This window comes from Candidatus Thorarchaeota archaeon, assembly GCA_021498125.1.
Lineage (GTDB): Archaea > Asgardarchaeota > Thorarchaeia > Thorarchaeales > Thorarchaeaceae > B65-G9.
Genome location: JAIZWL010000010.1, coordinates 32,240 through 47,847, shown reverse-complemented (window position 1 = coordinate 47,847; position 15,608 = coordinate 32,240). Strand labels below are relative to the sequence as shown.

The 15,608-nt window shown below is 47.0% G+C and carries 7 protein-coding genes; 1 reads left to right on the top strand and 6 read right to left on the bottom strand.

Annotated features, from left to right (window positions below):
- The first annotated feature begins 200 nt into the window (after nucleotides 1–200).
- On the top strand, nucleotides 201–6,059 hold the full coding sequence (locus tag K9W43_13835) for a hypothetical protein (protein ID MCF2138308.1): 5,859 nt from the start codon (nucleotides 201–203) through the stop codon (nucleotides 6,057–6,059).
- A 227-nt stretch (nucleotides 6,060–6,286) separates the two neighbouring features.
- On the opposite strand, the gene K9W43_13830 is transcribed toward K9W43_13835, so the two are convergent.
- The 6 genes from K9W43_13830 to fsa all read right to left on the bottom strand — a co-directional run bounded on the left by K9W43_13830 (nucleotide 6,287) and on the right by fsa (nucleotide 15,608).
- Complete coding sequence (locus K9W43_13830; GenBank protein MCF2138307.1) at nucleotides 6,287–6,685, bottom strand: YbjN domain-containing protein; 399 nt, start codon at nucleotides 6,683–6,685, stop codon at nucleotides 6,287–6,289.
- A gap of 160 nt (nucleotides 6,686–6,845) precedes the next feature.
- Complete coding sequence (locus K9W43_13825; GenBank protein ID MCF2138306.1) at nucleotides 6,846–7,316, bottom strand: hypothetical protein; 471 nt, start codon at nucleotides 7,314–7,316, stop codon at nucleotides 6,846–6,848.
- Between the two features lie 338 nt (nucleotides 7,317–7,654).
- The gene (gene mutL, locus K9W43_13820) at nucleotides 7,655–9,463 is read right to left on the bottom strand and encodes a DNA mismatch repair endonuclease MutL (GenBank protein ID MCF2138305.1); all 1,809 of its coding nucleotides are present in this window, start codon (nucleotides 9,461–9,463) and stop codon (nucleotides 7,655–7,657) included.
- A 141-nt stretch (nucleotides 9,464–9,604) separates the two neighbouring features.
- Entirely contained in the window at nucleotides 9,605–12,793 is a 3,189-nt protein-coding gene (locus K9W43_13815) for an Ig-like domain-containing protein (protein MCF2138304.1), read from the bottom strand.
- 484 nt (nucleotides 12,794–13,277) lie between these two features.
- Entirely contained in the window at nucleotides 13,278–14,846 is a 1,569-nt protein-coding gene (locus tag K9W43_13810; GenBank protein ID MCF2138303.1) for an amidohydrolase, read from the bottom strand.
- 114 nt (nucleotides 14,847–14,960) lie between these two features.
- A complete protein-coding gene (gene fsa / locus K9W43_13805) occupies nucleotides 14,961–15,608 on the bottom strand; it encodes a fructose-6-phosphate aldolase (GenBank protein ID MCF2138302.1) in 648 nt (215 codons plus the stop codon).

Here is a 15,608-nt window from a genome sequence, read left to right as displayed (position 1 = left end):
ACTGGCATTATCGATGTATTTTTGCGCTTTTTTACGGTCTAAAAAGCAGTATATCAGCCATTATCTTATATTCGCAATTCATCTTATAATATATTAGTTCTAGAGTGATCATCTTTTTGATTGCACGCCAACAACCCCCCGCATCTGTACATCTCCTGCGTGCAGTTAGACCGCATGTCACTCAGGAGAGTCGATTAAAGATGCAACCAACGGAAAGCACAAGAAAATTTCTTTCTGTAGTTGCTGTTAGTATTTTCCTTATTTCAATGTTCTATGCTGGTTCAGCCGCCACTCTACCCGCATCGGATATTTCTACGAATGATCTCATCTTTACATGGTCTCAAAAGGAAGGACCTCCAATGGGTCCTATACAGCCAGGTGAGAATGGGACATTCGTAGGTTGGAACAAGGATAGTAACAGCACAAGTGATACATGGACCTGGGATAACAAGCAATGGCTATTTGGCCCACGCCCCGATTATAAGATCTATCATGAGAACGGATCTATTTTTGGGCCTGACGATTACGCCGAGGTTGACGAATGGTTGACTTTTACTGTCACAGTGCCTAAGGACATCTTCAGTGGAAACGCTACTATCGATACAGTAACGTTTAATGGATATTACATGACCTCTGACACTAACTTTTCGGCCAACTTTAATATTAATTTTCATCTATGGGACGGGATCGCTAACTGGGACGTTTACTCCTCAGAGTATAATGCAACCGAATCCGGTTCTACGGCACCTCCCGAGCCTCCAGCCCCCTCATTTGTGATTATCGATTCAAATAGCAGTTCATACCACAATGATACGATGAACGATTATGTTAGTTTTGTTGTACGCTTTACCGAAGACGCCCCTGTGGGAATGTATACATTGGACATGTACATAATGGACACAGATTACAACAACTATCGCCAAGATGGGTACAATACTGGTTGGCAATTTAGAGGGATCTCACTTGTACTACCACCATCTGCGGCGATGGCTATCTCCTTTGGTGGTTCGTTTACGTTACAGAAGCTGGGTCTCTCAGGTGATACTATCTATTCAGTGAGCAGAAACGGCGATTTTATCATGCGCTTTAATGTTACAGGTACGGATCCGGGTATTGTTCGTCTCACCCTACCGTTACCAGAGGGTATTGACACCCTTGTGAATGTGACTTCTGATTATCTGGCTCCCATCATCACTACTGGTGGTTGGGAATATGATCACGTAATGCATACCTATGTCTGGAATGCCTCTGCTGTGGTCACAACGTATGAGTGGATCTATGGCGTCCATGAGGAGTTACAACGAACCGAGTTCAATACTGCAAAGGGTGTGAATGTCACCCGCCTGACATGGGAATGGAATGCGACAAGTGGTCAAAATGAACCCGTGCTCTATAATGAGACTCAATGGGTCCCCTCAATGGCTTACTATAGCTATAATGTGAGCTCCGGTAACTGGACTGAGCAATATGGGTACACTGTCTGGGGCTATCCCCTTGACCACTATGTTGATGGCGTGGATGAACGCGACCTTATCGTGACAGAACCCTATCCCACTGATATTCCAAAGTTCTTCGAACTTAATTTCTCTCGGTGCATAGCACGTGAGATCAATAACCAGTTGGTGGTTGATCTTGTTGGGCACTTCACAGACAAGATGCCCCCGACCAATCGCTATAACTCGGTGAATTTTTGGGCTGACGTCTTTGATGTCAAGGGCAATCACTGGGGTCCGGCAACATGGGGAGGTAATCCTCTACAGACCGAGGCCGAATTCAATATGGCCCGACAGGTCGCAATTGAGAGCCCTGTGACGATCGCGTGGCTTCTCACAGCTGATGGAAAGAATCCCTCAGGTTGGACCTTCCAAGTTGACAAGGGCCAATACTTCCAAGTGAAGGCCGAACTACAGGGCGGCAGCTCGATCGCTGATGATATTGATGCTGCGTTCTTACGGCTCAAGGCATACGACGGTACTTGGTCCGAAAACGAGACAACATGGTCTTCTCTCTCATACGAGATCAATTATGCTATGGACGGCAGCCCGACGCTGACGGCGTATAACTACACCACCTTGACCAACCTCACATATGGTACTCATTGGGACTATGTTCTTGTCAACAAGACAGGCTGGCATAAAGTATACAATGCGACATCCGGCGCGACCGAGTATGTCTTTGGTGCCTACCAAATATGGGAATGGGGCGAGATCGAAGGCTGGGTGTGGACCACTTGGTTCTTCAACCAGCAGACTGGTGAATGGCAAACGGAATGGATCCCCGAACGTGGTCCTAATACCGAAGTCACATCGCCATTCTGTACAACTGAGAACTTCACCAAGTGGACTGAGGACGGCAACTTGTATGTCTCCTTCTTTGTAAATATGAGCGACGCAGTTCCCGACACCACATACTGGTGGGACTTCTCCTTCATGAATAACACATGGCATGAAGACTATGATAGTATCTGGGGCCTGCATCCTGTGTATTCATGGGGCATGGAGCCAGTCTACAGCTTTGATTATCAAGAATCATTGATCTATGTCGATCAGAATTTTGAAAATCAATTGGCGTACAACTTCGTTAACGGTACACTAGGTTCTGCATTTATGATGGGTCGTGAGGCACCATTTGTTCTCATTAATAATGAAAAGATACCAATTCAGGTGACGACCATCTTTGATCCCGGAATGCAAAAAGATGTCAAGCGTCTGTTTTTCTATGACCACTATGATCCTATCACCTCTCAGAATTACTACTACTATGAGCTGGTCAATGGCACTAGGCTCCCGGTGACCTATACTGAGGGTATCTGGATCTACAATGTGACCGTCAGTAACGGTGACACCTTCCTAACGGCTCAGGACTGGGACCGTTGGTGGGATGGCAACGATAGTGGCGGCTATTACTACTGGATTGATATTTACGGAGGCCTTCACCAAGGCGATTGGGAATATTCGGGTCCCTCGGTCAACATCACACCTTACGACTTTGTGACTCCGGATAATATGACCAATTACAAGTATGTCCGCTATGGTAACAATGGTCTACTCAATATCAGTGAGTATTGGTGGGATAGTGCTGCGTCAACCTACTTCATCATGGATGTTGACGGTATTCTCTACCAGTTGCAGCATGACTCAGTGACAGATCGGTACATGATGTACATCGAAGGCTCTTGGCAGTTTGTCAGCTGGTCTGAAGTGTATTACATTGGACAGTATGATGGTGACGCAGTGATATTGGTGTCTTGGAATATAGACCGTTTCTGGTACTATGAAGATGGGAATGGTCTCATACACGAGATGCCCTATCCTGGTGCTGCGTCTGCTGACGAGTACGATCTCGACCATCTGATCTCGGAGGGCGGAAAGGTACCCTCGACCAGATCACTGGTCTATAACGGTACGTTCTATCCTGTCCACAAATACAATGACTCACTCTTGTATACTATTATCAATGGGACAACCTATGAAGTGGTCGAGTCATTCCAGAGAGTCATTATCGCTAATGGCACAATTGCATGGAATCCGACTGTCAGTAGTAGTACTGCTGAAGTTGGTACTTTTAGTGGAAATCAGATGTTCAGTCCACTTGAGACCGTTGAGTACTATAGCAACGAGTATGGTCAGCCTCTAAATTGGAGTGCACCTAACAATTGCTATCTCTATCACCTTCTCAATGGCACCTATTGGCTTGTGAATGAGACCAATCTGGTGAATGTCTATCTGATGGATCTCGATGGTACGCAGTTCTACTCTTGGTTCAACTATCCCTATAGTCGCCAACAGGACAATTATACTGTGTACTTCTATATTGCACTAAATGGCAGCGAGATCGAACTTGGAACCAATTATCGATCTCTTCCAGTATTGGTCATCTCACATGCAATAGCATATGAGAATGCATCGCACACGGTGATTGACTTCAATAATCAGACGTATGTTGTTCATGACAATGCGTATATCAATACCCAACTTCGAATCGTGAATGGCACATCATCTGCCGAAGTCTATCTTAGTAATGACCACCCCATCTACCAATTTTATTACAAGGGTAGTCTGGTAAACGCCACCTCTCACATAGAACCTATTCGACGCTTGAGATACGTTTGGGGTCATGCATATGTGTACGGTCCTGAACCAATCGATAGTGCTGTCTACAAGAACTTTGATTCTGTTGTCATAGGTATACCCGCATGGGGAATGTGGGACTTTAAGAACTGGGCAATTGATCCGACCAATGGCGCACTGGATCTTGATGGGGACTTCGAGACCACTAGTGATCAGTACTACATCCTTGAGGAGTACGAATCGACAGATAGTTGGACCCATTCATGGGACCACATGGATGTCTGGCTCACTTGGGATCCCAACGGTACTGCTTATGGTGACGAGATGCATGTCAACTCGTGGCTGGGTGTAGATACCTTCACTTGGAACTACACATGGAGTCAGTCCTTCTACTGGTATCATGCAGCCGACTTCACGAGAGTGAATTCCACTGACATGGACATCATCAAGGACACACTGATGTTCAGCGATGATACTCCACGAGCTGGATATTGGGGTGTTGCATGGATGGCTCAGAATATGACCTGGGCGGATATTCTTGCACAGGCTCAAGCGAATGGTTGGGACTGGATCGATCAGGGTGGTCAGACTTGGACATGGCTCAGCTTTGGTATTGACCAGAATTATGGGACTTCGACCATGGTTGGCGATGTCGATCACTGGCTAGACATTGGTCTTCACTATGAATACAGTGGCCTCATGCTCTGGAAGGACACGAACAATGATAGTGTCATGTCCGTTGATGTCAACAATCCATCAAATAGTGAGCTGACACACTTCCTCATTCCTGACTCCGTGGAGTCGGTGAGCTTTGTCACTCCTGGCGAGGCCTATGGTAATCTCAATGCCTCTGGCTGGTTGAACCTCAATCTCACCAATGAGGTGACATGGGGCGTCACATTCCATAATGTCAACGGAACTGTCTTCCCATTCACCTCCTATGGTTACTGGGGCTGGTATGACAGTCTAGTCACTGGTACCGACATGAGGACCTTTGACGAGCGACCGACCAAGATTACTATCGACGAGCTGTCATTTCTAGTACACTTCCAAGGTACTGTTTCTTCCAGCGACATCAATAATCAGGCACGGATCAAGGTGGATAACTACGTCGGAAATTGGGATGTGGATCTGCTTGGTGGCAGAGATAATCTCGAGAACCGCAGTCTTGCACTCAACTACTTCTCCGAGGTCCGCATGTCCGACTTTGCCTTCAAGGCGAACGGCACCTTTGCCGACAGCGAGAGCACTGTGAGTTCGGACAGGTTTGACCTTGAGACCTCAGGTGCCCGTTTTGCTGAGATGATCATGGGTGGCGTCACCTATGACTGGGGCAAGAACCTCACTGCTCCGTACGATGTTCTCAGCTACACGACCCCATTGGGTACTTTCCGAACGGCCTTCGAGTCAGACTCGGGCAAGTCCGCAACTGCTTGGAGCTTTAGTTCAAGCATGTACATGGTGACTATTGGCTTCCCCGAGTGGGAAGGCTTTAGCGTCAATCAGGACCCGGTCTTTGTCAGCTACGTGTCCGCCTCTGGTGTCCAGGGTGGTCTTGGACCAGTGACCTTCGGTGCCTTCAGCATCGAGCCTGCCGTTCCTACATCCAGTGACTCAGTGACGGTTCGTGGTGACATCTATACGAGCGAGCAGATCAACGAGGTCTCTCTCCTCTATAGTACCGATGACGCGAACTGGAACTCGGGGTCTATGTGGAACGAGAACGGCAACACTTGGGCTGGCACTATTCCGCCATTTGACGAGGACACTCAGGTCTACTTCAAGGTGTTAGTATCTACACCCTCAGGTAGCTATGAGTCCATGGTTCTGACCTATGTTGTTGGTAAGGGCATGGTGGCAACCACCACGACCAATCCACCATATACGGGCGGTGGCCCTGAGATCAACTCGGAAATGCTGATCATGGTGGGTGGCATTGCAGTTGTCGTAGTGATCCTCGTAGTGTTAGTATCCAAACGCCGACGATAGACTACTGAAGAGGGTCTTCCCTCTTCTCCCCTCTCTTTTTTTAAAATACAGTTCTGGCAGTTGTTGTTTTCGTCGTTTTCATTTAAGGACTGGCCAATCGCTTCCTCTACATGGCTACGCCACGAAAAACACATTGACAGCACATATTGCACGAACTCGTCTTCTTACGAGTCTGCGGTTCTACAACTCTACTCTGGCATTTTCAGTTCAATTCGACTTGGCTCTCATCACAATAGTTGAGAGAGCAGTTTCTTCTGGAATAATTTGATTCCATTGATGTGCGCCTCATAGACCGCACTAAATGCATCATATGAGATTCCTGTCACCGGGATCGCATTTCGCAGAGTCAAACAGTTCTTCTTATCCACGCCAAAACTAATCTCGACTAACGTGGCGTTGATTCGCAGGAGCTTCTCGTAGACATCCTTTCTCTTCTTTTCCGGAACTTCTGATAGATTCAGAAGCCGAGTCGTCAACGTGATCCAATTTGTCCCCGGGAAGACCTCTATCTCTTCGGTCTTGGTCTTGCCAACAGGGTACAGACTGAATGTCTTCCGTCCTCTCTCTTCAAATGATACGTCTAATCTCTTTAGGTATTCTTTTGCTATGAACCAGGTGGTGCTCACAGTCGCCACCCCTGAGACCATTGTTCCGGTCTCGTATTTCTTATGTACTTTATATAGTAAAAGTCTTCGCCTTTCTCTCCCGAGTAGCAAAAAGCACTTAATCGAGGGGCTATTATCAAAAAATGGGGCTGACATTAATTATATATCTTTCACATTACATTTACGAAGCCGAATTCATTATGCCTTGGAGAGCTTTGAAAAGTAAGGTCTCCATTTTTCTTGTTCCTGTATCTCTTTGATGTGTGGATATCAAACGGTTATGGCTTTCTTTTACAAAGTTGGCTAGCACGAATCCAAACTCGTCCATACTGTCATGTTCTTTTAATCTCTCAAATAGGTCGTCTAACATCTGGAGCTGCTCGTTATTAGAGATCTTTTGCCACAAATTAGTTAAAGTTCCTGCGTCATGGCTCAAACGAGATACGCTCAGAACAAGTCTGGGTAAGAGTTCGGTCATATCTTTGATCTCGGCCTTTAGCTGAGAGATGAACTCCGAACCGGCTCCTAACTTGGAGGTGAAATATGACTCTATCATCTCGATCAAGAATTTATGGAATGCATCCTGTTGGACTTTGAACTTGTTCTTCTTGTGCTTGGTCAGTAACGCTCTATTAGTTCTACTATCGATCAAGATCGGATTCCCAAGCTTAGGGAGTTGTCTCAGAACGTGTCGCAAAAGAGTAGAAATGTTCTCGTAGTCTTCTGATCCTCTCCGAAAGTTTTTCTGAAGGGACCCAGATTTGAATTGTGTTTGGTTTCGAGTCTTCGACAGTCACAGTATTATATCCGCATAGTCACTCTTTCTCAGGCATGGTATTTAGGTCTGTCTTCGCCTATCAAGATTGTGCGATTCACTGCTTCTCTTCGGAATCGGTGGTCTACGAGCGCTGATTCCGATTCACACTTCCTGGTAGGCCAAATATTGTAAGATGAAATCGGAATAAAAAGGACTTTGGTTCGAGCTAACGGTCAGACTGTTCGTTTGAATCTGCGCTCCAGCTCGTCATATGTGATGCGGATCATAGTCGGTCTACCATGTGGGCAGTTGTACCGATTTGGGGTCTCAGCCATCTCTTCCAGAAGGTTGCGAATCTCCTCTGTGTTCAGGGCTTGGCCTGCTCGAATCGCATTGTGGCACGCCGTCAACTTGACCAGTTCATCCATGAAGTGATCAACTGGTTGCTCTCTTCCAACCTCAAGTATCTCATCCATGAGACCAAGAAGCTCTCGCCCTGAGATCTGGTGTCCAAGAATGTCGGGTACCGTCTGTACGATGATCTCCCGTGTGCCAAACATGTCCACCGAAAATCCCACTCTCTCAAACGAGTCCTTCAGTTCAGCAATCCGTTCCGTGTCATCGGGACTCAATTCGAGCACGAGCGGTTCTAACAGCTCTTGGGCGACGACCTTCCCCTCATTGACCTGTTTACGGAATCGTTCGTACATCACACGCTCATGAGCGGCATGCTGATCAATAATGACCAGTGCATCATCAAACTCGAGGAGGATGTATACATTCTGTATCTGGCCTATGATCTTGAACGTACCACCCAGAGGATCAATCCGGGTCTCCTGTTGCTCCTGAGCGGAGTCTTCCTGTTCGAAGAGTTCTCTGCTCTCAATTGGTACCTTTGGCCTCTTTACTGGAGGAGGCGGTATGGGGGTAGTTGCTGCGATTGTTCTCTGAGGGATTGGTTCGTGAGATTGAATTCCGTCCCGTTCAGGGATGAAGTCCTCAAGACTGGCAGTGGTCTCAGGTGGTGTGTCCTGTCGCAAGGCATGAATGACCGCGAGCTGGACCGCTTCCACAACATGATCCATGTCCGTGATTCTCACCTCTCGTTTTGTCGGGTGGACGTTGGCATCGACAGTATTCACATCAACCGTTATGTCCAAGACACAGGCAGGATACCTCCCACGCATCAGGAGCGTAGAGTATGCGCTCTCAACAGCTCGACTCAATCGATTGTCTTCGATCGGTCTCTTCAATATCGAGAAGTATTCCCTATTTCGGCTTCCTCTCGACATCGGTGGGCGTATGATGATTCCCTCGACTCGGATGTCTTCAAGAGTGTAGTCGACTTCGATGAGCATTCCCGAGATCTGGGTCCCCCACAGATAGGTGAGCCTGTCTTGGCGGGACTGTCCTGCCGGGCAGTCAATGATGACCTCTCCATCACGGATGAGTCGAAAGCCGATATCGTTCCGGACCGCCGCATGACGCATGACGACATCCATGACTCTCCGTGCCTCAGTCTTTGGTCCGGCGAGGTGCTTTCTTCTAGCAGGCACTCGGGCAAAGAGATCGCTCACCTCTACGGTCGTGCCTCTGGGTCGTGAGGTCTCCCTGATCGTAGGCTGTTCTCCTGCGGGCGCGATGAGCTCCGTTCCAACAGTCTCCTCTTCTGCGCGTGTGACAATTCTCACGTCTGCAATGGCTGAGATGCTTGCAAGTGCCTCTCCCCGAAACCCGTATGTCTTGATACCTTCAATGTCCTCTCGTGTTGCGATCTTGCTCGTGGCATATCTCTCTAGGCAGACCGTACAGTCCTCGCGTAAGATCCCGCTGCCATTATCAGAGACGACTATCCTATCAATTCCTCCCCCTGAGATCTCAATGTCAATAGATGTGGCACCAGCATCCAACGAGTTCTCCACGAGCTCCTTGACCACGGAGAACGGTCCCTCGATCACTTCTCCTGCTGAGATAAGCGCTATCAGATTATCATTCAATCGTCGTATTCGACCCACTATTGAGACCTCTTGTACATGAATCATCTCGTTGAGATTAGATAGTATGCTCTTAACTTGAATGCATCGGAATACGGCACAGTTCCTTATCTATGCTGATGTGATCTTAATGAAATAAAAAGGAGAGTTGATGAGGCACAAAGACCTCATCAAGCTATTATTCGTTCTCTACGCACTGCCTCGTTTCCTAGCAATGATCTTGATCACTACTAGAATGATGACCACAGTAGCAGCACCCAAGATGAAACCGTATTGAGCCATGAGTGACGAGAGGCTTGCTGTAATTCCTTCAATGCCCACCGGATTATGGACCTGATATTCGATGCTGAAAGTCACTGTGTTGCCTGCATTATCATATGCAGTAAAGGTCAGTGTGTAATTGCCGTTCTCAAAGTCAAGAGTGTTCCAGTTGAAGGTGCCACCAGCCTTGGACTCGACAGTAGTTCCATCAACCTTGAACTCTACTCGATCAATACCGCTGCCAAGATCGTTTGCTGTGACCTGGAATGCCACGGTTCCCATGACTGGCTCGGTGGTTGATGGGCCACTCACGCTCAGGACTGGTGCGATTCGATCAGACACTGTATAGCTTCTTGGGTTCGAGCTGGAGCCTATGGAGTCAGATGTTCCATAGATGTCGTATGCAACGATATAGTATTCCACCTCTGTCCCATAAGGTTGTCCCGGTATCACATGGCTATACAGAATTCCTGATTGGGTCATGAGTACTGAGGTCCAAGAGCCACCATTCATGCGATAGAATAGTGTGACATTCTCTACACCAGACACATCAAGAGCTCCAACGGAGATTGTGACATCCTCCCCATACTGTGGCTCCGAAGGATTGATGATGGCATAGGTCAGTTCTGGTGGAGCAACGTCATTCTGTACATTGATGACAATAAAGTCCTCAGACACGTGACCGGCAACATCATGCGCCACAACGGTCAGAGTCCTTGAGCCGTTACTTACAGTTCTGGAGTTCCAGTACAGGGCGAATGGTGCTGTTGTGTCATTGTATACAGATACGCCGTCTATCTTGAACTCGACATAGTCTATTCCACTTCCAGCATCATCAGCAGTCACATTGAGCCATGCCTCTCCTGTCACGGTTGTCCCATTTACTGGGTGGTCCAATGACACAGTTGGGTTCACATCATCTCCAACTGTGTAGGAGTAATACGATCCACCGTTGTTATCGATCACACTATTCCCTGACCAATCCGTGACCTCCACGTAGTACTCTACAGTCGCGTTATAGCCCTGTGCTGGAATTGTTGCGGTGTAATGACCATCTGATTCACTGGCGGGTTGGGCAGTCCATGACCCAGTTGTCCGGTAATAGACTGTGACAGTCTTCACACTGGCGCGATCATCCTGTGCATTTACAGTGACCTCAACAGGCTCATAGTACATGGGTGAAGCAGGGGTGTGCGACACCGAACTGATAGTTGGAGGTATCACATCGACGAGACCAATGTCATCAAGCAAGAACACGATCTTGTTTCCGCTGGACGCATACACCCAGATCTGTATCTCTGTGAGATTCCATATATGTTCTCCAAATGAGGCGTTCAGATGATCTGTGATGTTCATGTGATTTGTAAACCATGTGCCTGTCGTGTTGAAGTTCTTGACATTGATATACGAGTTGTAGCTGTCATTAGTTAATGTGAGTGAAGCCGATTTTGCTAAGAAATAGTAGAGCGTGTAGCCTCCCTCAAAATACAAACCAATTCTGGCATAGATGTCACCTGTTGGTGGAGATGTCATTGAGACGATTTTCCATGAGACATCGAAATACAATCCTGCATCAACTGGTGTAAAGAAGTTAAACCGACTAATGCTTGAATACTGATTATTCTCCGCAGTCAGATTTGCAGAATACTCCCCAGAGTGACGGTCTGTTGACCGAGTCACTCTTGAGGCATCACCAGATTGTCGATACCATGTCGCTATGCGATCTGAAGATGTGTCTCGAAAGATGGACTCAAACCCTGGGTCTCCAAAGGTGTAGGCCTTGACCTCTACCGCATCAACAAGCAACTGGACTGAGGAATTGGCGTGATTCCCAAGATATGTATAAAATTGGACACGATATAATGAAACGTTTTTCCATCCGATAGATGCTAGGTCCGCAGATATATCCCGTGAGAAATGGTTCCATTGATCTCTTGTTCCGAAACTTTGGGCTTCAAAATACAACTCCGTGGTTGAATTTGAGTATGCATATGTATCCCTATCCGCCCCCAATAAATAGTATAGATAAAAAGACCCGGTGTCATTCACGAGCCGTAACCCTGCAAACGCATATTGCCCCCCACCGTTATACACGTCTGAGTATTTCCAATCAAATGCGATTTTGACCGATTGTTCTGTTGTCGGGAGGAACTGATCATATGTATTATAAAAAGCTCTTTGGGTGTAAGCATATCCCGTGTGTCCTTGGCCAATGGACGCAATGGTTATGTTCAATGCATTCTTCCCATCCGTGCAATCTGCCGATCTTCCAATATGGGATGGTGAATAATTGTTCGCATTCCAATTGGTCGGGTTTGTATTCTCAAACCCACTGTTAGCTAGTATGTTGTAGCCAGTTCCATTAAGAATGCGAAAATCATCGAATATTGAAGACATGCGTTCCGTGTTACCCGTATATGAAGTGAGTGATACATAGACCGACTCTACCCTTCTTGTCAGGTCTGTTGCTGTGCTAGGTATCGCACTGAGCAAATCCTGAGTGATATTTCTGGTTAAGTGATTCCAACTATTCAGAGTACTATTCAACATAAAGTAAATACTATTACTCCAGTTCGATGGAGCAAATGTTCCATAACTGATCACATAGTACACGTAAATCCTATAATATGATGAGTTTGTAGTTGTAATTTGGATATACGTATATGCGTCATTATCAATTGGGCCGGGCTTTTGGATGTTGTAGTATGCATCAAGTGTTTGACTCTCTGACAAGTATCGATTGCCAGAGATATACTGGTAAAATGATGCATAGTTCGATGATGAATTGGTGGCTTCACCCTCAATGCACGCTGCTTGAGCTCCGGTATGGACATCGTCCTTGTATGAGAAATTGGTATGTGCATATGCACTTCCACTGGAATAATAGTCGATTGGTGTGCCTCTTATAGTGGTTCTCTCAAATGAGGGATTTTCCATAATGTTCGTTCGTGTTATTTCTGAGACCGTGTCTACTGATGGAATGTCTTTGACTTTAGGGGACATTGGTTTTGTAGTCATGTAATTGTTGGTCGTATGATTTATTGGATTAATACTGATTAGTGAAGGCATCAGTAGCAGCAAGGCCATTAATATAACATAAAACTTTCCTGTTTTCATGTTTTTCTCTCTCCTAACAGAGATTTCCTTAACAAAATCACATCTTGATGTAGTGATTCCGCCAGGATCTCTGAACCTTTCTTGTAAAACGTTTGACGCAGCATTTCCACATCTATGAATCTGTTCTCCTTTTTGTTAGGATATTGATGGATTTTAATCTTTGCAAATTTAAGGCTCTGTGTGAAAAGTCAGTGAAATAGTGATCATGAGAAGTATGAACACCATTTTGCGATCGAATCCAAAACGTTTCGGGATCCATTCTGACTTGAACGATCTATGTCTGTGGACTTTTCACACAGCTCTCAAATTTAATTTAGTGCAAAATAGCGTATTAAATTAGATATGTTGCTCTATTATGTCCGATTATGTTAGGTCGCCAAGGATTGTAGAAGCATATCGCTTGCAAGTATCGCTGCTATTTACGCAAGTGCTGGGATTATCACAATCTGAAATGTTGAATAGCCTCGCTATCAATATTTTATGATTATATTCCTCTATTCCTTGCCTGAGAGAACTCTTCGATTCCCCCGACGAAGGTATTCTCTACTTGGATCTCGCGTATCTGTTCCGGTTTCGCCTTAGTGATGTCCTCAGATAGAACGACAAAGTCCGCTCTCTTGCCAACGGTGATGCTACCAATGTTACGCTCCATGAAGACGGAATACGCTCCCTCCATAGTATAACATCTGAGAGCCTCTTCCACGGAGATCTTCACTCTCGGATTTGGGTGCGCGACTGCTGACCAGATCCCATAGAGTGGACCATAGGGCATGCCATCCGAACCAAAACAGAGGTGTGCACCATTATCCAGAGCCACCCGGAACATGTTCATCCAAGAGGTCCGCTCTTCTCCAAGTCGTTCCTCGTACAGTCCTCCTTTCCCCTGCCACTGTCCCACAAAATTGGGTTGCATTGACAGGATCAGTCCAAGGGCCACAGCTCGTCTGATCTGTTCGGTGTTCATCATCTCGGCATGTTCGATCCTATGGCGTCTGGTCCGGACAAGTGCCAATCTTTTCTCATCAAGGCTCTCAAAGGCATTGAGCAAGAGTTCTATTGCGCGATCACCTATGGCATGAGTGACGGTCTGGATTCCGTTATCGATTGCCTTCTTGACGAATCGGGCGAACTTCTTCTCTTCAGTGAACAGCTTGCCCTTATTGCCTCTCTCATCGGTGTAGTCTTCAAAGAGGGCCGCAGTTCTGGCACCAATGGATCCATCAATGAAACTCTTGACGCCCCCAATTCGAAACATGGGCCCTCCAAGGCCGGAGGTGAGACCGAGGCCGATCATATGTTTCATGGTATCAGCGGGAGGATTAGGGATGAAGCGAACAGTGAGTGATTGGTCTCGTTCGCACTCGGCAATCTGTCTGATAAATTCCGGTCGAGTGTTATCGACGACCGTGGTGATTCCGTGAAAGGTGGCAATTCGAGCGCCAGATATTACTGCTGCTTTCATCTCACTCTGTGACGGTTGGATCTTGCGATAGAGGTCTGGAACGTCCTTGAAGACGCCGATTGGTCGCCCCTTGCGATCCTTGAGCACGCCCTCTTGGTCCAGCGGGACACCAAATTTCTCTATGGCAAGTGTATTTGCAGATGTCAGATGTTCATCTATTCTTTTTATGGCAATGGGGTGCTGGGTCGAGACCTCATCCAGATCTTTTGCAGTAGGGTACTCTCTCTTTGCCCATTTGCTCTCGTCCCATCCATATCCTAGAATCCATGCTCCTGGTGCCTTCTCTCTTGCTACCTCTTCAAGTGCAGCCTTGACTTCTTGGAGTGAGGTGGTCTTAGAGAGATTGACCTGTGTTCTGCGGAGACCCGCGCTTGTGATATGAGTGTGAGCATCGACAAAGCCGGGGACGACTGTCTTGCCACCAAGATCAATGACCCGTTTTGCCGACTGGAGTAGGTCGATGACATCATTGTCCGAACCCACCAGCAGGAACTTGAAATTCTTGATTGCTATCGCTGTGGCGGTGGGATTACTGGAGTCCATGGTGATGACGTTGCCATTAAAGACAACGAGGTCGGCTTCAATTTTCATTTGTGGCACTCATCGTAGAATAATTCGCCAGTCCATATATCGCTATCTAATCGAGCGACGAAATTCTTTCGGTGTGTACTGCATTATTTATAATGGTCTACTTTTTCTGGCAACTTACTTTTTCTTGACCTTTTCCCAGTCCGCCAGAAATCTCTTGATTCCCACATCAGTGAGTGGGTGGTTCACCATCTTGTCAAGAACCGCTGGTGGGATTGTGGCGATGTCCGCTCCGATCATTGCCGCCTCATAAACGTGAACCGGATGTCGAATACTTGCCACGATGACCTCTGTGTCGAATCCGTAGTTACTGTAGATCTGAACGATTGACTCGACTATCTCCATTCCTGTGTGGCCGACATCATCCAGCCTGCCGATGAACGGCGAGACAAATGTGGCGCCTGCCTTTGCAGCAAGGAGTGCTTGGTTCGGGCTGAAGACAAGGGTCACATTGGTCTTGATGCCCTCGTCTGCGCACATCCGTACGGCCTTGAGACCTTCCCATGTCATCGGTATCTTGATCGCTGCATTATCGATCCACGTATTGAGTTCGCGGGCCTCTTTCATCATGCCCTCGGCATCTTCACTCACTACTTCGAGACTGATGGGTCCCTTGACAAAGGAGGCGATCTCATTAACGATCTGTCTGAAATCGCGGCCCTCTCTTGCGACGAGAGTCGGGTTCGTGGTCACACCATCGACCATGCCTCTCTCGTGTGCTCTGCGAATCGCATCAACATTTGCTGTGTCTATGAAGAACTTCAT

Excerpts from the sequence above, each read along its gene's own strand:
- K9W43_13835 (MCF2138308.1), top strand. The coding sequence starts at position 201 with ATGCAACCAACGGAAAGCACAAGAAAATTTCTTTCTGTAGTTGCTGTT.
- mutL (MCF2138305.1), bottom strand. The coding sequence starts at position 9,463 with ATGATTCATGTACAAGAGGTCTCAATAGTGGGTCGAATACGACGATTG.
- K9W43_13815 (MCF2138304.1), bottom strand. The coding sequence starts at position 12,793 with ATGAAAACAGGAAAGTTTTATGTTATATTAATGGCCTTGCTGCTACTG.
- K9W43_13810 (MCF2138303.1), bottom strand. The coding sequence starts at position 14,846 with ATGAAAATTGAAGCCGACCTCGTTGTCTTTAATGGCAACGTCATCACC.
- fsa (MCF2138302.1), bottom strand. The coding sequence starts at position 15,608 with ATGAAGTTCTTCATAGACACAGCAAATGTTGATGCGATTCGCAGAGCA.